The sequence below is a fragment of the Cohnella panacarvi Gsoil 349 genome, assembly GCF_000515335.1.
GTDB lineage: Bacteria > Bacillota > Bacilli > Paenibacillales > Paenibacillaceae > Cohnella > Cohnella panacarvi.
In genome coordinates this window covers 4,743,776-4,762,581 of record NZ_KI911563.1, presented here as the reverse complement: position 1 = coordinate 4,762,581, position 18,806 = coordinate 4,743,776, and the positions used below count along the sequence as shown (strand labels likewise).

Genomic DNA, 18,806 nt, shown 5'->3' with positions numbered 1-18,806 from the left:
TCATTGCAACCTTCAAACCAATGATAGCTGCATTCTGTTTTATCAGGTTTTGGATCCCACTGTTTATTTTTACTGCCATCGTTTTCGTAAACATTAATACGAAGGTAGTCGTCTGGTTTGCCGTTATTATTCGTGTCTTCTAACGGTCCACATTGAGAAGCCGACTTTGTAAGATAATTATTCTGCGGTTGAGTTAATTTTTTGCACGTTTCATCGGGGCGAAACACGAAAGCTTTAGTCCCATATCTAATGCTACTCGATGCTTTTTTGTTTGCCTGAACTAAAATCAGTTTGCCATCTTCAAACCATGCACCAGTGGAATAAGGCACTCCCGTACCTTTATCTTCGGTATCGATCGTATCCGCTTGTGCTTGCTGTCTCGGCACTAACGGCAGACTAGTTACTAGTACTAGCAGTACTAGTAACACCATTCTAATCCTTTTCAACGGTATACCTCCTGAGTATGTATGGGTAAGCGCTCATTTCTCGCACTGATGGACTAATGTTATTCCTTCGTAATGTTGTAGAAGTAGTACCCTTTTGTGAACATATTCTCGCCATGTCGAAGACCGAAGTCTTTTCCCCACGTGCTGTTCGCTACGTTTGTACTCAAGCTGACTTGCGAGTAGCCGTCATACCATACGCCCTTCTTTAGTTTGAAGGAATCGGAATAGCGAGAGACGTTCCAGTTATCATAAAACGTCTGAGCGGGATCATTAGCCGAGATGATCATGAACTTGAAATGAGTAGGAACCCACAATAGATCTCCAGAACGATACACAGCAGACATTTCCGGATCCGCGTATCCTTTAGCCACGACTTTATTTTGTTTAACCCACGCTACATACTTTTTCATACTCTGTTTAATATCATAAATAAAAGTGCCGTTCACAGTTCCAGACGCATTATCAAGAAATGCCTTAATCAATTTGTCTTCGTTAATAGTACGATAATCGATATTAAGCTGAACTTCGTACCAACCGCGGATCTTGTCACTTACCTTGTCGGCAATTTCTTTAAACTCAACAGGATACTTACCCCAATGTTCGATAAAATGGCGATTATTTAAGTTTCCGTGGGAATTATTGTAATCATATAACTCATATAACTTGGTGGATTCGAGATCAGCAAGACGAATCCAGTTGTCGTCTTGAGTCTTGCTGTACTCCCGTCCCCATAGATCGAGCTTAACTTTGCCGGAATCAACTTTTGCTTGATACTCCGCATCCGTAACGCGAACGGAATGAGCAGGTTCATCCCACTCGACATTGGAGCCGAGCACTTCGCTCACGAAACGGAGCGGTACCATCGTGCGCCCATCTTGGAACTCTGCAGCCGTATCCAGTTCTTGGGTTTGACCATCTACTGTAACTAAATTGGAACCGACAGGCATGCGAATGATTTTACCCTTGAAGTCAATGACGGCTGTTTGCGTGTCAACCTCCCATTTCACCTCGGCCCCCAACTTCTCGCTGACGAATCGAACGGGAACCATTGTACGCCCGTCCGTATTGATATACGGCTCGGTGTCAGGGAACTTTACTTTCAGGCCGTTGACGATCACGGGAATCATTTGCAGATCTTTACCTGGTTCTGCGGATACGGTATTCGATAAAATACTTCCCAATACGACGATTGCTAGAGCTGTTGATAAAGTTGATTTTTTAAACATTGGATTAAACTCTCCTTCGACAATGTACTCTTATACTAGTATATGGAAAGTTGCCCACTCTTTGAATAGGTAGTCCGCGAAATGTAAGTTAAAAGCCGCGAAATGGATATCTAAACTCGAAACCAGCATTTTCATGCCGCGAAATGTCGTTTATTGGCCTCGAAAAGTTCTTGACAAGATGTGATATTTATGGATATTGTCAAACGGTAATTTGTTGGTTGAGTGAATGGCTTCCGAACCCAGGAGACCGATGAATTCCAGGAGCGGCTGTCGTCTATATAATCGAGGACATCATTGAACACAAACTAATTTGACGAAGAGGGGTTATGATAATGGCATTAACGTCCGCATTCACGAGCTTCAACCTGCCTGTAAAAAACGTAGCACAATCGAAAGCGTTCTTCACCGGACTCGGATTCGGGCTCAACCCGCAATTCCCCGAAAACGAGGATTCGGTAGCCGTCATGATCGGCGACAACCTGCAGATCATGCTGATCCAACAAGCATTCTTCAATACGCTCACGGAGAAGGAAACGGTCGATACGAGCAAGTATGCGCAGATGACGATCGCATTGGCCCTCGAGAGCCGGGAAAAGGTCGATGAAATCGTGAATACCGCGATCTCCTTGGGCGGGAAATTGCACGCTGAACCTGAGTATCATGGGTTCATGTATCATTGGGGCTTCGTGGACTTGGACGGCCATCTATGGGCCATTAACTGCATGAACATGGATACGGCACAAGGTTAGGGCTAACGGAGAGCACGCTCGTATTCGGGTTCAACAAGAAAGACGCCGAGATCTTCTCCGGCGTCTTCTTCGTTTGAAATTGTTCATGATCGCTTGCCAGCCTGCTTATCGGACAAACGATGACTGATTTAACAAAAAAACGATAGTTAATCAAATTTTTAAGTGCTTACTAACAAAGAGCACCGACCGCATAAATTCGGTAAGTGCCGAGATATTAGTATATCCACTGTCTACTTGGCGGGGTGCACTTCACTTATAGCAATCAAGGTTCATTTATTCAATGTAATGAAATCCAAACCCTTACTTAGCGTTTGGATTTATTCCTAGTTCTTGAATAATCTCATCAAAATTTCGCTTTGCATTATTAGTCCTTGTAATTAATTTCATATCGTCAGTACGTATATCAAGCAACTTTAGAGATATTACTGCGAATAATTCTGAGTATGATTTTAAACCCATATCATAGGATAAATAAATTAATCCACTACGTTGACTTCGATGCATCCTACCAATAATTGTTTCTGATATAATAATCCGCTCATTCTCTTTTAAATCATCGAATAATATTTTTAGAGAATCTAACATAATATTAATGCTTCGATCATTCTTGATGCTGATCACTAAATCATACATCTTATTAAAAACTAACCAGTTTTCTGCTTTTATTGTACGTTGCTTAATTTCCTCAAAACATTCGAGTAGCCTCTCTTCTTTCCACAAAATTTCGGTTTGTTTGGAAACGTCAGCAAGCAAATATTCATTATACTTCTGCGGGTTTTCCCGTGACATGACATATGTCGAACACTCCATGGAGCGAAAAAAAGCCTTTACTTCCTCAACAGACATTTTTTTGTTCAAGTTATTCACTCCTAATTAATCCAATAGTGGCTTTCCACATACCATCTGATGTTTCACTAAATATATATCCAGATACAGTTAGATAATCAAGTTCCCTTTGAAAAAATCTCTTTGAACCATCATCAAATAAGTATTGTTCAAACGGGTTATTTGACAATAATATTTCTTTCCCTGCACTTATTTGTTCCTTGATAAATTTTTCATTAACTCTCCATATTTCATCATAGTCTCTGTTAGCATTCGCCACTAAGTCGTCCCAAACCTCATCAGACATTTTAAAATATGTAAAGCCTAATTTGTCTGCCATAATATCATACGAACCTGTCACACCTAGAATAAATTGATCACTTTCCGGATTTTGGGTAGCCTTCATAAGATAGGTCTCTATCTGAGTATCAGTAAGTTTTCCTGCTACGCCAAGCACACGCCCAACATCAACCGCTTCATCTACGGCCGTTAACGATTTATGCCTCCGACTGATGATCCAAATCCTTTTGCGATTTCTCCTTTATACGTCGCATGTATGCAACAAAACCGCCAACTATCATTTCTCTTTTTATTACCATACTTCTACAAACGTTTTGGAGTCGCGACAGAATTATCGGATTCAGATTCCCCTTCGTCGATTTCTTCGCCTGATTCTGATACAAAAAAACCTTGAGAGACATTATGCCAATCAAGGTGATTTTCCCGCGACATGACATAGTGTCGAATCAAACCCCTAACTTGAGGGATATTTATTTTCCAATATAATAAAATCCAAACCCTTGCTAAGAGTTTGGATTAATCTACTTTTGAAATCTAAAAATTAGTCAAATATGAAACTATTCCGCCTCTCACCGAAAATTAAGTAACCCTCCATCTTTGATGGATCCCCAACTACTTCCAACCATAGTACTCTAGAAATTTATCAGGTATTCTCAACTCAATTTGTTCTTGCAAATCTTTGAAAAATTTATCGAAGTCAGCCTCGTCGAACCACTTTTCACTTGATTCTATACTGACTCCATACTCGCCGTTGATTATTGAACACCCAAATCTTCCTCTGTCATAGTTAAACCTAATGTAAAAATACTTGTACATCTTACAAACTATACTCGTCATGGTATATGGGATATCGGTGCTTCCTGAAATCACAAAATTCTCGACTTTCCCATCAAATCGATTACTAAGCTCAGTGATAATAAAATCTTCAATATTCTCTGCATTATTTGGCAATCCAAAAACCTCCTACTTCTTTAAGGGTTTTAAATCCATATTTTGTTTGCAAATAATTCCATTCATCAGCTAATGCACTATCTGCATAGACTTCGAGAGATGGGTCATGAGAAAACTTAATAGTTTTCCCACTTGATACAGCATCATCTAGTGCAGGAATATTAAATAGATTGAACATATCTTTATCAGTTAAATCATACGTTTCTTTAATTTTATCCCAATCACTTCCTAGTGAGAAGTAGGTTGAATCAGAACCGGCTTTTGAGACATATGAGTCGGGTCCTGGAGTCTTCCAATTTGCCACACCATTCTCATATGTGGGAGTGTACTTACCTAGTACAATTGAATCTGCATTGGGGTTATGAATCGATGCACTTCTTATATTGGCAAAGTCATCGAGAGGTATCTTGCCTAAAACCTTATCATCAATCACCTTTAGACCATCAATTACTACATCCGCATCTTCAAGCACACGCCCAACATCAACCACTTCATCTACAGCCGTTAACGATTTATAGCCTTTGTACAATCCCCTGCCGCCCTTGATGGCAGGAGCGATGGCTCCCGCGATGCCGAATCCGTAGTCCCATCCGTTAAGCTCATCGCCCGTTACGAGATTCTCGCCTGTCGCAAGCTCGATCGCCGACTTGACTTGGCCGATGATGGGGAGCAGATCAAGCGCCAGCGATCCTATCACCTTTTGTTCCTGACGGTACATTTCATACGTTTGCACTCGACCGTTGATATAGTTCTGAATGTTCTCCGCTTCCGCCGCGTCGATCGGTTGGAACGTTCGCGGATCGTAGCCCTGCTTGATGGCATAGATGAAGAAATCCGTATAATCGGACTCTCTCTCATCAAGAACAAATCCAGGAATCAGCATGAGATTCGAGACGTAATAATACTCGCCGACCAACTGCTCCAGCTTACTGAAATCCACTTGCATTCGGTTTCCGTCGGCGTCGACGAAGTAAAGCGCGTCTACGCCCGGAGTTTCTCTGTCATATTCGCCGAGATACGCCCGATAGTCGATCGGCTCCTCCGGCGCGGGGCATGAATTGGCCGGAGGTACGGCATTCGCTTTCGCTTGCTCCGTAAACCGCTGTCCGTCCTCGCTTGCCAACCATTCGGTTAACGCGTTATAGGCATCTCCTACGCCGTCGAACAAATTTTCCAACCACGATCTGCGATGCCTTCCCGTTATTTCGCCGACTTTGCTCTTGATTTGCCCTTCAGCGCTGTCGTATTGTTCGATGGCTCTCCGCATGAAGTCGCTTATATTGTACATTCGATCTTCGAGCCCGCGCAATCTTTGCGTCGCGTACGAGATTCGATATTGAAGCTGCCTTCGCGCCTTGATCGCCGGATCCACGCCGTATGCCGCGGAAGATAGTTGATTGGCCGCGTTAGATAAACTAGACGATAACTGCGAGTGTCTGCTTCTAAGCTGCTCTACCGTCTTCAAATCGATTTTGAAAGATGACATGCTATCCCTCATCTCTTGGGGTGTGGTAAGCGGTTCTCGGATTACCTTTCGCGTCTCCGGTCAGCGTATGAACGACTCCCATTCTCGACATGAGGCACTCCTTGGACAGCGGCTCGTCCGAGTTGAATGTACGATGAAGGATTTCCCACGCCCCGTTCGTCATCCAATTGATGAAATCGTACGTCGAATCGTTCATATGCTCGACCCGTTCTGTCGCAGCCTCGTCATCGGGCGCATCGGGCGCTAAAGCAGCCGGGGATTCTATATTTTGGCGCGCAGCCGCATCCGCCTGTCGATATTGTTCCACGGATTCGCGCATGAACTGCTCGAGCTCGGCGAGCCGGTTCACGAGTCCGGCGATCTGCGCCCGATTGTCTCGCAGCCGCCAGGCGATACTCCTCCGCGATATAATGCCCTCGTCGATTCGCGAACCGACCGACGAAAGCTCGTGATTCACGACGTCCAATCGCCGAAACAGCTTGAATAGCTCCTGGCTTTTGCGGACGACTTCATCCAATTTAATCGTTATCAACTTGTGCGCTCCTTCCGGCGAACGAGGATGAGGAGGCTTATCGGAAAGCTTCCTCGTATATCCCCGCGATCTCGTGTTGCTCATACGGTCGTTTGTTCTGAAGCGCGCATATACGCATTTCATTAAGCCTTGGCAGGAGAACCAACTTGGAACGCAGCGGATCGGCATTCAGATCGGACATATGCCGGAACGGATCGAGAGGCGGATCGATCAGCACGACTTTGGTCGCGATGTTCCTCTCTTCGAACGCCTCGATCGTCTCCTTCAGCCGTTCCGTGCTGCGCGGCGAGCAATCGGACACGAAGTGGACCGTCAGCGCCGACTTGGCGAGCAGATTCATCAAATCGGTTTGCCCGGCATCCAACAACACCGTTGCATAAGGGTAATAGTGCAATCTGCGCTTAAGCTCGATCACGAACTCGAATACGGCCTCTTCCGCGGCTGCCAGCGTTCCTTCCACGCAGACGAACGGCCGCTCGATCCGATCCGCCAGAAAACGGTTTAAAGAGACCGGTTCCACGCCGTAATGTCTCGCCTTCGACTGCCCCGTCAAATCGATCAAGAGCGAGTTATGTCTTCTAGACATGACGCCTGCCCATGTGAGCGCGGTCGCGGTCCTGCCGGATTCCGGAGGACCCACGAACAATCGGAGCGCATGTTTGATCAGGTTGTCCACGACGACGACGTCTTCGATCCGCTGGGCTCGGAGCAACCGGATTAACCGCTGCTGATGTTCGATGATCGTCGCATCCTCTTCGCACAAGCGGAATACGAGTTCGATCAGCTTCCTGATCTTCTCTTCCGCAATCGACATCGAGACGCGTCTGCGCTGCAGATCTCCGATCAGACGGCTCGTAACGGCTGCGATATTCTGAGGGACGAAGTACGGCTCCGCCTCCCGCATCGTCTCGTTAACGATGGCGATTCCCGATGCGGAAGAGCTCTCCATACGCTCAACCCATTCGCTTACGCTTCGGTCCATCGCCTTATAAAGCTCGATGATCTCTCTGGACATCTCCATCAAATCGGCTTGGATCGCGATTCTAGCGTCTACCCGTTCCTGAAGCAACTCGAATTCCTCATGCAGCAGCTTCCCGTCCGTCACGGCCCCGAGCGCTTGCCGGATGCGTTCGATTCGCGAATCGACCGTCGCTACGGCGGATACGACGATCGCATCCATAAGAGAGATCAGTTTATCCGCGATCAGCGAATGCTCCAATCCGGCATAGGCGGCGCGCTCGATGCCGATTCCCTTGACTCGCTCGAAGCGCTCCTCCACCGACAGCGTGCCGTCGAGGAATACGCGCTCGATGTCCGCGTCCAGCGCGTCGAGCATCCGGACGACGGCGGCGTATTGCGCGTTCTGTTCATGCAAGTCTTTCAGCAGGTTGTCCTGCTCCAACGCTTCTTTGAAAAACTGATAGTCCGCGAATCTCCCAAGTTCAAGCAGACGCTGCTCCAACGACTTCGGCAGTTCCCGCTCGGGAGGCGGCTCATCGGCAACCGGCACGACCGGTTCCGCGCTTGCCGCCGTTTCATCGGCAGCCTGCTTTTCTTGCCAATTCCGGTCTCCGTACTTGGCGTCCGTCGATTCGAGCGTCCGATCGTCCGTGCCGACTTTGGACAGATCGATCGTACCGGCGACCGCGTCCCCGATCGTTTCCGGCAACAATGCGGGAACATGCAGCTTAATGACATCGCCGCTGATTAATTCGGCTTCTTTATCTTTCTGATAGACATAGATGACCGCGATCGATGCGTGCTTGCGTTCGACGGCTTCTAGCAAAGCTTTCGCCCCCGTCCCTCGCGCGTCCTTCGGGCCTAGCACGACAGCGTCCATACCGGATTGTTCTTGGGGCAGATGAAGCGTCTCTGCAAGTTTCGCCACGCTCGCCTGGAACGCCCGGTCTCCTAGCGCTTTCTTCAAGAACGGTCCGATTGAAGCTCCGAATATCATTCCTTTCCTCCTCCTTCGAACCGTTGTTTATAGTCTTCGAAAAACTTGACGTTCAACTGCGCGTTGCGTTCGCGGTTGTATAGGTACGGGTAATAATAAGCCGAGACGGTCCGGGTTTGTTCGATAAAATATTCGTCCAGGTTGTAGGAAGCCGCCAGCGAAGCATACAGTTGATCCATATAAGCCCCCGCCGCCTCGAATGCTTTGCTAGGCGCCGATGTCACGTCTTTGTCGACGGTCGCCGCCGCATCCAGCAGTCGGCCGTACGATTCGGAGAGAGCGAGACGCATCTTCTCGCTTTTCTCGTCCATCGGTTTGCCTAGCGCTTCCGCGCGTTGTTCCAACTCCTTGATCTGCTTGTCTTTCTCGCCCAGTTGCGTTTTCAGGCTTTCGAGCTTCGCCTCGTATTGTTCGCTCGTCACCGCAGGCGCCTTCTTGCCGCTGCCGAAATCCAGGTCCTTCAACTTGATATAACCAAAGTAGCCGGCAGCACCGACGATCGCGATGATGGCTGCCGCTACGGTACTTTTCGTAACGGCTCCCGCCAGCTTTCTGGCTTGCTTGCGGCTCTCGTCCCGGCTTGCTTCCGCTTTCGATTCGAGCTCCGCGATCGCGATGTCGAGCTCTCGGAGCACGCTAGGATGAACGCCGTTATTTTTCGCCGTTCGATACAGCTCGAGTGCTTCTTTATATTTGCCTTTGTCCTCGTATTGCTTCGCTTTGCGCAGAAGCGCATCATGTCCGGCAGACTCCGGCTCACTTGCGGCGGAACGCGGTTCCGCCGAGGAAACCGATTGAACGGCCGCGCTCGCGGCAGCCGTCTCGAAGACTACCGCTTCCCGCGCGGATACCGTAGCGACCAAATGCTCGCTTCGGGACAACGCGACGCTCCACTCGCCGAAGGTCGGACACGCGCTCAACTCTTCGCTGTCCCATGCGCGAGCGAACAAGTCGGCGATACCGTCCCCCCACTCCCGCCTCAGCCGATCGACCATGCTCCCGGCACGGTCGCCGCCGCGTTGCAGCTCGTCCGGCGCAAAATAGCTTTCGCCCCAAGCTTCGGCATAGAACGCCTCGAAACAAGAGGAAAGCATTTCCGCGATCAATACGGCTCCCGCGAAACGGTCCGCGTGGGCGCTCCACAGCTGGCTTGCCGTCAAGTGGATCGGCGCGTATCCCGGCGATCCGCCTGCAAGCTGCTCCGGTCGATCGAGGGACGAGGCGTACATCTGCTCCAGATCGATCAATTGAACATAATCGATCGGTTTTACGCCTAAGGAGCGCTCGCCGAGCATCGGAAGCATGACGTTCGGTCCGGACAGATCGCAGTGCGCGAGCCCCCGCTGCTCCATGCCCGCAAGCGCCTGCACGAGCGCGAACGCCGCGGAGAACGCTTGCTTGCGCGTAAGCGGCCGCTTGTTCAACATGACGTCCATCCAAGTAGGGCCCTCGATCCAAGGCATGACGACCGCGTACAGCAAATCCGGCTCCCTATGCAGGAGGTCGGGATCGTTCTGAGGCGTCACGATGAATCGTTCGCAAGCGGACAGCCCGGACACGTCGGCGTTGCCGACGATCTGCCGCGAATGATGGGCCAGCGAAGGATTGACGAATTTTCCGCGAAACACCTTTAGCGCTTTTTTCTTCCGCCCGTGCTCGCTCTCCAATAGATAAACCGTTCCTTGCCGGCCTTCTTGGCCGTACGGCAAAGTTTGCGCGTTAGGATGCGCGCCGATCAAATATTCGTTTCCGTTTATTCCTAGGCGCGCGCCCGCTTCGGGTTGAAAGCTCATGCTCCTTAAGCTCCTTATACCAGATTGAAGTTCCATCGAATAAGCTTGTAGCTCATATCGTCGCTTGACGGGTGAAGCGATTCCCGCTCCAAGACGCGTTCCAACGTAACGGCGTCGATTGTCCGGAACGCGTCCAACGCCGCCAAGCCGTCCGAATAGACGAGCAGTTCTCCGTTCCTTCCCGCGCTCGCAAGCCGGTCTTCGATATGGATCCAAGGTCCGCCGCCAACCGTTCCGTCCGAGCTATTCCATTGATGACGGGTGTCGATCGTCGACGGGTCGCGGTACGTGAACTCTCCGTCTTTGCCCCACCAACGAACGCGTACGTCTCCCAGCCAGGCCAGCAGCATTCTGCCGCCCGGATATTGCCCGCCCGGAGGGTCGAGTCTGCCGCATGCGAACACGGTGCCGCTGCCGAGTCGCTTCTTGGCGTCGAGCGCTTCCTTAACGATAGCCGGCAACGACGCCGGATACGTATGCCGATCGAGCAAGCTGGCGCACTCGCCTGCCGCCTCTTGCAGCATGCGTTCGAGCGACTGGCGCACGACGGCCGGCCCGCCGTGTCTGGCGTCCTCGCTTCCAAGCCAGTCCAGCAGCTTATCCCCCGCGAACCTGGCTGCGATGTCCCCGTAATAGGACAGGCTGATTCCGTCGCACACGACGAAAGCAAGCGCTCCGCTCTTGTCCTCGAAGGCAACGTAATCTTGACCCGGATCGCCCGATTGCCTGCAATCGCTCGAACGGATATATCCGTATCGATACGTCCACGTTCCGCTATGAATCGTCCTCGATTTCGTTTCCGCATTTTGCGGCAATCCGATTCTCGCTTCCATTGTCAATGAATGGGCGTCGCCGCGGACATTTGAAACCCGAGAGACACCAAGTCCGGCGTCGTGCCCGGGAACATGAGCAGCGAACCTGCGGCCAGATTGTAATGCGACTCGCGGATCATGCTCCGGTAGCTCTCCGGAATAACCGAAGACATTCGTTTCAATTTATGGCCGTAATCGTCCCGGAACCCGGTATCGTCCCGCACCCCGGGCCACCTCTTCGGTTGGTCGATCGGTTGCGCGAGCAAATCGTCCGATATGAAAATATTCTCGATCAGCACGTTGCCGTCCCGGACGCTCATCCCCATTATTCTGCGCGCGATCGGTTCCGGATCGTCCCCCGTATACGCGCCGTCCGTCATGTGGCAAACGAGCGGAGCCGGGCCGTCCTGTATGCGCGGCAACTCTTCCTTCAGTATCTTCTCGGCATGCAGGAACGCTTGCGCGGTATCCGTGAATCGGTGCGTTCCAAGCGCGGGCAGCATGCCGGCGCCCATGATCTCGTCGATGCTCTTCGGGCCTCCGAGCAAATCCCGCGATTCGTCGCTATAAGCAATGATCGCGACGCGATATCGGGATGCGATCCGGCTGCCCTTCGTCGAACGAAATACCATCTGCCTGAGCGCGACGTGCAGCGATTCGGTTACGACGTCGATCCTTCTTTTGCCCCCGAGCATTAAATCCATCGAACCGCTAACATCCAGCAAATAAATGACGAGAGCCGGCTGCGATTGCGTTGCCTTTACCGAATACGAAGCGCGCGCCCCGATCGAGAGATGGGCGAGATGGGCGAGGTGGGCGGTTGCCGTCGCGGCCGGAACCGAAGCCGTGGCGATAAGGGCTGCCGCCGAGGGAGCGCCCCCGCTTAAGCTCACCGTACGATCCTCGATGGGGGCTACCCGAGTAATCGGCGCAGCGCCTGCGCTTGGCATCGACAGCGCCCGCTTCGCTTCAGCCACGGAATGGAATCGCTTATCCGGATCCGCTTCAAGCATCCGCTCGACCGCATGCACGACATTCTCGGGAACTCCCGCAAGCGCAACCGCGAGCGGATCGCGATTCTGATAGACGAACTTCCCGCCGGAGAGCAAATAGAATAGAATTGAACCGATGCCATAGATATCCGTTCTCGCATCCGTCTGTCGGTTCTCGAACTGCTCCGGCGCGGCAAATGCGATCGTGCCCATCTGAACCGTGTCGGTCATCTTCGCGTTCTCGTAACGACGTGCGATACCGAAGTCGATGAGCTGCAGGCGATCGAGCTCGTCGATCATTAAGTTCGAAGGCTTCAAGTCTCGGAAAATGATCGGCGTCGGCCGATGATGCAAATATTCGAGAATGTCGCAAAGCTGGTCCGCATATGTCAATACCGCCGATAAGGAAAGACGGCGGCCTTCGTTGTCGAATTTTTGTTGCAGCGTTATGCCGCGCACGTAATCCATGACTAGATAACAGTTTCCGTTATCGTCCGGTTCGAAATAATCCGTAATCTTCGGAATATTCGGATGATGAAGCGCCGCGAGAATGCGGGCCTCCTCAAGGAAAGCCCGGCTGTCGGACATCGCGATCTCCTTGATCGCGACCGGTTTGCCACCGAGCTTGCGGTCTCCGGCCAAGAATACGGCGCCCATGCCGCCCTTGGCCAGCATCGACTCGATCTGATACCGGTTGTCCAATACGTCTCCCGGTTGCAGCATGTCATCACCAGTCCTTCGGTTTCTTATTGTTCAGCCTCTTCTTGCCGAAGCCGCCGCGCGATCATCAGCGCCGATACGATTTCGCCGCATTCGCGAGTTGCTGGGCTTGGTACGCTTCATACGCCAAACGCGCTTGGCGTTCCGCTTCCGCCTTCGCTTCTTCCTCGGCTTTAATCTCATGAGCGACGCTTATGACGTCACCTGCGATCGAATCAAGCTCGCCGCTCAGCTTGCCGAGCTCCGCGGCGATTCGTTCGATGACCTCGTTCAGAAATCTCATTTCCCCAGCTTGCCAGGAGACGTTCAAATCACTTTTTTCGTTCAGTAGATCGTTCGCCAAATCGCGTACTGCCGAAGCTTGCGCTCGCAGGCTATTCGCTTGCGACTGCGCGGAACTGATGCTGATCCCCATCATGGACCCTCCCGGATTTGGATATACGGAATTTCCGGCGAAAGCTTGCTGCCGCTTCGCCGGAAACCGAACTTCGGATTACTTGAACAGATCCGCGTTATTTTTGATATGCGTTTCGGTCTTGTCGTACGCTTCTGCCGTATTCATCAAGAAGGTCGCGTAGGATTTCACGACCTCTCTGTATTCTTCAAACTTCGGAGCGTAAGATTCGAAATCTCGGCTCAATTCTGTCGCCGCGTCGCTCTGCCAGCTGTTGGACAGATTCTTCACTTCCTTGCGAATTTCTTCAAGCTGATCCGTCAAGTTTTTATTCAAAGTCGTTATTTGTTCAGCGGTGCTTGTCAGCTTACCCAAAGATATATTGATACCCGTAGTTGCCATAGCAATTCCTCCTTATAGTAGATGGTTCTCCTCTTTCGATTAATTGGCCAAACCCTTCGCGCCGGTTTCGACGTTGTCCTGCGTTTTCTGGTACAGTTCGCCGCTCGATCTCAAGAACGCGGCGTACTTGTCCATGTTCGCTTTCATCGTCTCCATGTCGGGTTTGAAATCCATGATGCGAATGCGAAAAGCTTCGTTGTCTTTTCCTTTCCATTCCGCAGCCAGACCGTCGACCAAATCGAATAATTTGCCGTACAGATCTTGGTACTGTTTCGCTTGTTCTTCCATCTTCCCTGCAGCCGACACCAACACAGCTGGATCCACTACGATTTTCCTTGCCATTTGGGGTTGCTCCCTTCAAATTGTTTTATATTAACATCAACCTGGTGCCATTCATGAGACCGAGTTCTACGGCTGATTGGTTAATATCGAGCGCTAAGCCGGATTTCCTGTCGCAGAGCGACGTATCCGGAGAGGGCACGAATGACCCGTCGGACAGATCCGACAGCACCTGCGCCAATAACGCCTCTACCTCCCGCAGCTTGCTCACCGCGGGAATGTAGGCGTCGAACGTCCTGCCGACGGCAGGAACGTACACTTCCACGAGAATTCTATCCATGCATGACAACCTCCAGCTCGGCTGATCGGGACTTCAATAGCTTCACGAGCGTCGCTTTGCCTTTGACGATTCGGTAACCGAAGTCTTCGCCGATATCCGCGTTCAATTCTCTGGATGAATTCGACAGCTTGAAGGTATACTGGTCCGCGATACCACCTCCGACCCATATTCCATCCGCGTTCGACACGTGTTTCTTAAACCATGGCTCGTAGGTTACCGACGACAGTGCCGAGGCAGCCTCCGCCAAGACGAACGTGACGTTATACGCCGCCTGCCCTTTCTCCAGCATGACTTTGAGCTTGTCCTGCGCGTCTTCGGTAAGGTTGGACGTCAGGTCCGACAGAGAGCTGACGAAGCAGACGATCGGTTCGTAACGCGGCGATTCGAGACCTTGATCCATGGCGTCCCTATAGGCGTTGTGACGCAGGACAAGCTCGCCGAACAGCCTGACGACTTGCTCTTCGGATTTGGACCGATCGTTGCAATAGAGATAATTCGTCCCTCCCGCGCTTATGAAGCGTCTAGTCGGATCGAGCACCACGATTTCTCCGATGCCTTCCGCGAGACTAGCCGCTTCCGCGAAGCCTTGCAGGAAAGCCGGCGATTCGTTGCGCTGCGACAGCACCAGATGGATGTAGGCATCATGTGGCTTCAAGCTGGATGTCGCGAGGCTGTTCTGCTCGACCCCGACCGGAATGCCCCGGGACCCGGCGCTTCGAAGCTCTTCCTCGAAGAAGTCCGTATCCACGCGTTCCGGCAAGATCGGAATTTTCGTCGCGGCAGCTCCCTTCCACTCCTTTGCCAGCCTTTCCGATGTCGCCCGCGCATGCTCGAACGTTCTTTCGGCGTCCGCCGTAATATGCGCGATTTGGTACTCGTACGCCTGATCGCTCTTGAACAGTCCCCGGCCTTTGAACTTGGACGGGACGAGATCCACTTTGCCCAGCAGACTGGAATAATCCGCATCGTCGTTCATCTGCAGCACGTACGTCATCTTGAAATTTTGCAGGAGACGATACCGAATCGCGTTCGTAGCCGTGGCCGTCACGATGAAGTAGATGCCGAACTTAACACCTTCCCGCGTCAGATAAGCGAACTGCTCCTCGAGAGATTCGTACATTTCCGCGAATGCGGAGTAGTTGTGAATCGCCACGACGATCGAAGGAACCGGATCTCCCGACGCTTTCGCATAAGAATGGAAATCGCCGCCGAAATCCGAGAAACGTTTTTTCCGGCTCTCGACTTCTTTGCCCAACATCTTGAACAGGTTGACGATCTTCTCGCTATCGTTTGCGAGCAACACGTCGCCAACTTGAGGAGCTCTGGCGAAAGCACGAAGCGTCTCCGCTCCGAAATCGAGCACGTAGAAGTTGACTTCCTGCGGCGTATGGCTGCACATCAACGAGTAGATCAACGTCGTGAGGAACGTCGTCTTGCCGTTGCCTGCAGAGCCGTACACGATCGTATTCCCGTCGCGAGAGAGAGGGAACACAAGCGGCGCCTGCCTTTGATTCTCCGGATCGTCGTATTCCCCGATGACCGGCTCCAGCCATGAGCCGCCCGATCCTGCAACTCCGTATTTGGCCCGAACTTCGTCAAGGACGATCATCGCCGGAATCGGCTCCAGCCATAGCTTGCGGACCCGGATATTCTCCTCTTCCGCGATCTGCGCCAAATATCGATTGATTTCATCGATCTGCTTCGGCGGATTGGCGGACGTTCGGCTGCGCCTGTCCGGCTTCACCTGCTTGACGACGCGCCCGAGGTTGTCGATGATCGACACGCTGTCATCGCGGTTTCTCGCGATCTTGTCTGTCGGTTCATAAGGCGCGCCGCCCCATGCCGATTGGCCGAGCTCGAACAGTTCGTTGAAGCCGACTTGCACATAATAGCGGCCGGTAACCGACAGTTCGGCGGCGTCCGGGCGTTTAATGACGTCCATGCTATCCGCTCGTTCCTGCACTTTAAGACAGATCCTGAATTTGCTATTGCTCCAGATCTGGTCGTCGACGACGCCCGACGGCTTCTGGGTAGCCAAGATCAAATGTACTCCCAGGCTGCGTCCGATCCGGGCCGCGCTGACGAGCTGCTCCATGAACTCGGGCTGCTGCGTCTTCAATTCCGCGAATTCGTCGGAGATAATGAACAGATGCTGCAAAGGCTCATCCACGCGGCCTTCCCGATATAGCTTCTGGTACTTGTAAATATCGATATTGCTAACGCCGACTTTCTTCCCCGTCTCTCCGAAGATCGCTTGGCGACGTTTCAGCTCGCTCTGTATGGAGATCAGCGAACGTTTCACCGCCGCGCCGTCCAAGTTCGTGATCGTACCGGCAAGATGGGGCAGCCGTTCGAAGGCGTTCGCCATGCCGCCGCCTTTGTAGTCGATCAGAATGAATGCGACTTCGTCGGGGTGATAGCTGACGGCCAGCGACAAGATTAAAGTCATGATGAACTCGCTCTTGCCGGAGCCCGTCATCCCGGCGATCAGTCCGTGAGGGCCGTGGAACTTCTCGTGAAGATCCAGCTTGAACAATTCGCCGCTCGTGCCGACCCCGATCGGCGTCTCGAGCGTCATCGTCGGATCGTTCTCTCTCCAGCGCGTCAGAGCGTTCAGATGCTCGATTTTGCCTACGCCGAACATTTCCAGGAACGTCATCATCGTCGGCAGCGCGAACGCGGAAGATGCGGAATCGAGTATCGTATTCGAAAGATAGGCGGCCAATTCGTGATCGTCTTGCTTCAGGTAGAAATCGGGTTGGAAGGCGATATGCTTCCCGGAAGTATCGTCCTTGTCGTAAATTTTGGACGTGCCGCCGAATTCGACGACCATCGAACATTCCTTGGGCAGATGCCTCAGTTCGTCGTAGAGATGGAAGACGCTGAACCCCCTGTTCGTCTTCGACTTATACAGCCGCTGAAGAAACTCCGCCTTCGTTGCCAACTCTTTGTTCATCGCGAACACGACATAGTGATGTCCCGCTTCTCCGGCTTCCTCCGAATTCCGTTCTTCCCTTGCCGACAATTCCTTCTCAAGCAATCCCGAGAGCGCCTTGACTTCGCTAGCGTCCGTCGCCATAAATCTAACGCCTGTTTCCTTGGACCAGGCATGCGGCAGCCATTTGACGAAGTCCCAAGTCTCTTCCTCGCTCTTGTCATAGATGAATACGAGCTTCAGTTCGTCATAGCTGTGGAGCGATGTGAGCTGCCAGATTACGCCTTTGACCATATCGATGACGCCGCTGCGGCTTCCGATCGCCCCGCTAATCCAATCATCCTCCAGCGAGAGCGTAATCGGGACTTTCTCCAACACCTTGGGCGCATCCGCCAGCTTGAACAGCTCTTCTCTCAGATTGTCGTCCTCAAGCGAGAACGCCTTCTGCGGATATTGGATATCGGCATTCAGAGGCAGCGTGCCGATGCCTAGCCTGACTCTCAGAAAATCGTTCTGGCCGCGCACCCGCTCCCATAGATTCCGCTGACGCGTCCGAATCCGCGTGACGCAGTCGTCCACCGTGACATGATTTTCATGCATGATTTCGACTTGTTCGGCGCACTCGGCTTCGATCTGCTTACGAACTTCCTTTAAATAATCGGAATATTTGCTTTGCCTGAGCCTCTCTTTCTTGTCGCGTTTCTTGGCCTCGTGTTTCCTCATCAGCAGCGGCCATAGCAATGAACCGATCAGCATGCTGGTCGACATGACGAACGTCGGCATCGCGTTGCGGATGCTGCCCGTAGAGTTGATCGAGTTCTGAATGGTGAACATGGCCATGAATGCGGCTGACATCCCCATCGTGAGCGACGGCCCGAGCATCAGCATGAGCGGCGTCTGCTCCTGATTGGCCTGCGCCGGAGGAGGATCGATTCTGAACTCGGCCGTCGCGATATCGCGCTTGAACCGCGGCGAGCGGAAGAACGAATGCCCCGTCCATTCTTCCGGATCGTCTTCTTCCTCTCCGTGATCCGCCGATTGCTTCGCGTAGGCCGGGAGTACGTCGGATTTCACGGTTACGTGGCCGTCCGGATTGTTCAAGGCGACAAAGCCTTGACCGACGATCAGCTTCAAGCCGAGGACGTAGACGATATCTCCCGGATATAAGGTTTGGCGGCGCACCCGCTGGCCGTTCACGAATATGCCGTTCGCGCTGCCCGAGTCCTCGATCGTAAGCTCTTCCCGAACGATCGACAATTCCGCGTGTCTGGATGAGACGTGGGCGTTGGCATACCGAATATCGCAATTGTCCGCGCGGCCGATCAGAAGGCTGCCGTGCACCGGAAGCTTATGCTTGCGGAATCGCCTGCGGTCTTCGGACACCGGCTCCGCGTACAGCATCGCCGTCCGCTGCCCCTTCATGAGCGACAGCGAATAGAAGCTTGGCGCTTCCAGCGAAATCTCCTTGATCGGCTTCCGGTCCGGACCGACAACTTGCGTGTTCCGGTTCGATTTGAGCACCCATTGGCCTTCGACGCCTTCGACGCCGAGCAATCGTTCTTCCTTGCCTTGGTCGTTCCGATGCGTGATCCAGAACTGACCTTTGCGCTTCTCCGGAAGCACGCATGACACCATTTCGTTATCTTTTAGCAATGAGAGCTGCATCG

General features: G+C 52.0%; 16 protein-coding genes and 1 pseudogene. 1 reads left to right on the top strand and 16 read right to left on the bottom strand.

Annotated elements, in window-relative coordinates:
* Positions 1-505: 505 nt before the first annotated feature.
* Complete coding sequence (locus tag COHPA_RS24745) at positions 506-1,672, bottom strand: stalk domain-containing protein (RefSeq protein ID WP_027088439.1); 1,167 nt, start codon at positions 1,670-1,672, stop codon at positions 506-508.
* Positions 1,673-2,004: 332 nt separating this feature from the next.
* Here COHPA_RS24745 and COHPA_RS0122700 point away from each other — a divergent pair, with 332 nt between their 5' ends.
* On the top strand, positions 2,005-2,421 hold the full coding sequence (locus COHPA_RS0122700; protein ID WP_027088438.1) for a VOC family protein: 417 nt from the start codon (positions 2,005-2,007) through the stop codon (positions 2,419-2,421).
* A gap of 300 nt (positions 2,422-2,721) precedes the next feature.
* On the opposite strand, the gene COHPA_RS0122695 is transcribed toward COHPA_RS0122700, so the two are convergent.
* The 15 genes and pseudogenes from COHPA_RS0122695 to essC form a co-directional block, all read right to left on the bottom strand.
* Positions 2,722-3,279 carry a hypothetical protein gene (locus COHPA_RS0122695; protein ID WP_027088437.1) on the bottom strand — a complete coding sequence of 186 codons (558 nt, stop codon included), beginning with the start codon at positions 3,277-3,279 and terminating at the stop codon, positions 2,722-2,724.
* A gap of 1 nt (position 3,280) precedes the next feature.
* The gene (locus COHPA_RS0122690) at positions 3,281-3,652 is read right to left on the bottom strand and encodes a hypothetical protein (protein WP_027088436.1); all 372 of its coding nucleotides are present in this window, start codon (positions 3,650-3,652) and stop codon (positions 3,281-3,283) included.
* A gap of 506 nt (positions 3,653-4,158) precedes the next feature.
* Positions 4,159-4,497, bottom strand: a complete 339-nt coding sequence (locus COHPA_RS0122680; protein ID WP_027088434.1) for a hypothetical protein — start codon at positions 4,495-4,497, stop codon at positions 4,159-4,161.
* Entirely contained in the window at positions 4,487-5,983 is a 1,497-nt protein-coding gene (locus COHPA_RS25345) for a pre-toxin TG domain-containing protein (RefSeq protein WP_027088433.1), read from the bottom strand. The genes COHPA_RS0122680 and COHPA_RS25345 overlap by 11 nt, the downstream gene beginning before the upstream one ends.
* A gap of 1 nt (position 5,984) precedes the next feature.
* Entirely contained in the window at positions 5,985-6,515 is a 531-nt protein-coding gene (locus COHPA_RS0122670; RefSeq protein WP_027088432.1) for a hypothetical protein, read from the bottom strand.
* A 37-nt stretch (positions 6,516-6,552) separates the two neighbouring features.
* Positions 6,553-8,472 (bottom strand): hypothetical protein, encoded by a 1,920-nt coding sequence (locus COHPA_RS0122665; RefSeq protein WP_027088431.1) that lies wholly within the window; start codon positions 8,470-8,472, stop codon positions 6,553-6,555.
* A complete protein-coding gene (locus tag COHPA_RS24055) occupies positions 8,469-10,265 on the bottom strand; it encodes a serine/threonine-protein kinase (protein WP_027088430.1) in 1,797 nt (598 codons plus the stop codon). The genes COHPA_RS0122665 and COHPA_RS24055 overlap by 4 nt, the downstream gene beginning before the upstream one ends.
* 14 nt (positions 10,266-10,279) lie before the next feature.
* On the bottom strand, positions 10,280-11,104 hold the full coding sequence (locus COHPA_RS0122655; protein ID WP_027088429.1) for a PP2C family serine/threonine-protein phosphatase: 825 nt from the start codon (positions 11,102-11,104) through the stop codon (positions 10,280-10,282).
* The gene (locus COHPA_RS26225) at positions 11,101-11,781 is read right to left on the bottom strand and encodes a vWA domain-containing protein (protein ID WP_245590366.1); all 681 of its coding nucleotides are present in this window, start codon (positions 11,779-11,781) and stop codon (positions 11,101-11,103) included. The genes COHPA_RS0122655 and COHPA_RS26225 overlap by 4 nt, the downstream gene beginning before the upstream one ends.
* 375 nt (positions 11,782-12,156) lie before the next feature.
* Positions 12,157-12,792 (bottom strand): annotated as a pseudogene (locus COHPA_RS26220) (serine/threonine protein kinase); the annotation flags it as partial.
* Between the two features lie 64 nt (positions 12,793-12,856).
* A complete protein-coding gene (locus tag COHPA_RS0122645; protein WP_027088427.1) occupies positions 12,857-13,204 on the bottom strand; it encodes a hypothetical protein in 348 nt (115 codons plus the stop codon).
* Positions 13,205-13,282: 78 nt separating this feature from the next.
* Positions 13,283-13,585 carry a pore-forming ESAT-6 family protein gene (locus tag COHPA_RS0122640; protein WP_027088426.1) on the bottom strand — a complete coding sequence of 101 codons (303 nt, stop codon included), beginning with the start codon at positions 13,583-13,585 and terminating at the stop codon, positions 13,283-13,285.
* A gap of 39 nt (positions 13,586-13,624) precedes the next feature.
* Positions 13,625-13,927 carry a WXG100 family type VII secretion target gene (locus COHPA_RS0122635; RefSeq protein ID WP_027088425.1) on the bottom strand — a complete coding sequence of 101 codons (303 nt, stop codon included), beginning with the start codon at positions 13,925-13,927 and terminating at the stop codon, positions 13,625-13,627.
* A gap of 25 nt (positions 13,928-13,952) precedes the next feature.
* Positions 13,953-14,204 (bottom strand): ubiquitin family protein, encoded by a 252-nt coding sequence (locus tag COHPA_RS0122630; RefSeq protein WP_027088424.1) that lies wholly within the window; start codon positions 14,202-14,204, stop codon positions 13,953-13,955.
* Positions 14,197-18,804 (bottom strand): type VII secretion protein EssC, encoded by a 4,608-nt coding sequence (essC, locus tag COHPA_RS0122625; RefSeq protein WP_027088423.1) that lies wholly within the window; start codon positions 18,802-18,804, stop codon positions 14,197-14,199. The genes COHPA_RS0122630 and essC overlap by 8 nt, the downstream gene beginning before the upstream one ends.
* Positions 18,805-18,806: the final 2 nt, after the last annotated feature.

Coding starts and splice junctions, on each gene's coding strand:
- COHPA_RS0122690 (WP_027088436.1), bottom strand. CDS start 3,652: ATGAAGGCTACCCAAAATCCGGAAAGTGATCAATTTATTCTAGGTGTG.
- COHPA_RS24745 (WP_027088439.1), bottom strand. CDS start 1,672: ATGTTTAAAAAATCAACTTTATCAACAGCTCTAGCAATCGTCGTATTG.
- COHPA_RS0122700 (WP_027088438.1), top strand. CDS start 2,005: ATGGCATTAACGTCCGCATTCACGAGCTTCAACCTGCCTGTAAAAAAC.
- COHPA_RS0122645 (WP_027088427.1), bottom strand. CDS start 13,204: ATGGGGATCAGCATCAGTTCCGCGCAGTCGCAAGCGAATAGCCTGCGA.
- COHPA_RS0122635 (WP_027088425.1), bottom strand. CDS start 13,927: ATGGCAAGGAAAATCGTAGTGGATCCAGCTGTGTTGGTGTCGGCTGCA.
- essC (WP_027088423.1), bottom strand. CDS start 18,804: ATGCAGCTCTCATTGCTAAAAGATAACGAAATGGTGTCATGCGTGCTT.
- COHPA_RS0122665 (WP_027088431.1), bottom strand. CDS start 8,472: ATGATATTCGGAGCTTCAATCGGACCGTTCTTGAAGAAAGCGCTAGGA.
- COHPA_RS0122640 (WP_027088426.1), bottom strand. CDS start 13,585: ATGGCAACTACGGGTATCAATATATCTTTGGGTAAGCTGACAAGCACC.
- COHPA_RS26225 (WP_245590366.1), bottom strand. CDS start 11,781: ATGGATTTAATGCTCGGGGGCAAAAGAAGGATCGACGTCGTAACCGAA.
- COHPA_RS25345 (WP_027088433.1), bottom strand. CDS start 5,983: ATGTCATCTTTCAAAATCGATTTGAAGACGGTAGAGCAGCTTAGAAGC.
- COHPA_RS0122630 (WP_027088424.1), bottom strand. CDS start 14,204: ATGGATAGAATTCTCGTGGAAGTGTACGTTCCTGCCGTCGGCAGGACG.
- COHPA_RS24055 (WP_027088430.1), bottom strand. CDS start 10,265: ATGAGCTTTCAACCCGAAGCGGGCGCGCGCCTAGGAATAAACGGAAAC.